Origin of the sequence: Kineococcus xinjiangensis (assembly GCF_002934625.1) — a bacterium.
GTDB classification, from domain to species: Bacteria; Actinomycetota; Actinomycetes; order Actinomycetales; family Kineococcaceae; genus Kineococcus_A; species Kineococcus_A xinjiangensis.
Genome location: NZ_PTJD01000039.1, coordinates 1 through 1,297 on the forward strand (window position 1 = coordinate 1; position 1,297 = coordinate 1,297).

Sequence of the window (1,297 nt, forward strand, 5' to 3'; positions counted from 1 at the left end):
GGAGCTTGACCCGGTTTCCCGGACAGGTGGGTGGCTCGATCATGCCGCAGCAGTCAGTGTGGTGTGAAGGGCTTCGTACTCGGCAGGGCTGAGGTAGCCGATGCCGGAGTGACGTCGACGCGGGTTGTAGAAGACCTCGATCCACTCGAACATCGCCGAGGCCAACTCCGCTCTGGAGGACCAGGCGCGGCGGTCCAGCAGCTCGCGCTGCATCGTCGACCAGAAGCTCTCCATCAGGCCGTTGTCGACGCTGGAGGCGACCCGGCCCATCGAGCCGAGCAGTCCGGCAGCCCGCAAACGGTGCCCGAAAATCCAGGAGGTGTACTGGCTGCCGCGGTCGGCGTGGACGATGGTTCCAGGCTCAGGACGACGTCGCCAGCGCGCCATCTCCAGGGCATCGACGACGAGTTCGGCGCGGATGTGGTCGGCGATGGACCAGCCCACCACCATGCGGCTGAACACGTCCACGACCGCGGCGCAGTAGACCTTGCCCTCGGCGGTGGGGTGTTCGGTGATGTCGGTGACCCATAGCCGATTCGGGGCATCGGCGACGAAACGACGCTGCACCAGGTCCTCGTGCGGGGCCGGCAGTGGCCTGCTGCCTGCTCGCTTGCGGCGGTGGCAGACGCCGACCAGGCCGGCGACACGCATCAACCGGGCGATCCGCTTGCGTCCGCAGGCGATGCCCAGCCCCAGGCGCAGCTCGGCATGCACTCTCGGGGCGCCGTAGGTGGCCCGAGAGGCGGTATGCACTTGCGTGATGGTCTGCGTCAACGCGGCATCGGCGATGGATCGAGCCGACGTCGGCCGACCGCGCCACTCGTAGAAGCCTGAACGCGAGACGCCCAGCACCCGGCAGGTCACCGCAACGGGCAGGCCGTCGGCGGCAAGGTCGCGGACCAGCGGGAAGATCATTTTGGGTCCGGCAGCGACTCCCGGGCGAAGTAGGCACTGGCCCGGCGCAGGATGTCGATCTCCATCGCCTGCACTCGCGTCTTGCGGCGTAGCTCGATCAGCTCAGCGCGCTCACCTGCGTCGAGTACGCCGCCACCGCCTTGACCACTACGGCTAGCGATTGTCGCAGCGTCGCCTTCAGCCAGGCGCACCCAGCGGCGCAGGCAGGACTCGCTGATGCCGAGGTCAGCGGCGATCTTGGCCATCGGCTGCTCGCGCAGCTGGGCCAGCTCAACGGCGCGCTGGCGGAACTCCGGCGGGTGAGGACGGGGCATCGAAGGACTCCTCTCTGGGCGACATCATCGCCTCAGGTCGGTGTCCGGAGAAGCGGGTCAAGCTCCCG

Annotated in this window: 2 protein-coding genes; both read right to left on the minus strand. The window is 68.2% G+C overall.

All coding sequences use genetic code 11. The annotated features are described in order from the left end of the window. Nucleotides 1-39: 39 nt before the first annotated feature. A complete protein-coding gene (locus CLV92_RS20805) occupies nt 40-915 on the minus strand; it encodes an IS3 family transposase (protein WP_104435998.1) in 876 nt (291 codons plus the stop codon). Next, a complete protein-coding gene (locus CLV92_RS20810) occupies nt 912-1,229 on the minus strand; it encodes a transposase (protein WP_104436000.1) in 318 nt (105 codons plus the stop codon). The genes CLV92_RS20805 and CLV92_RS20810 overlap by 4 nt, the downstream gene beginning before the upstream one ends. Nucleotides 1,230-1,297 lie beyond the last annotated feature (68 nt).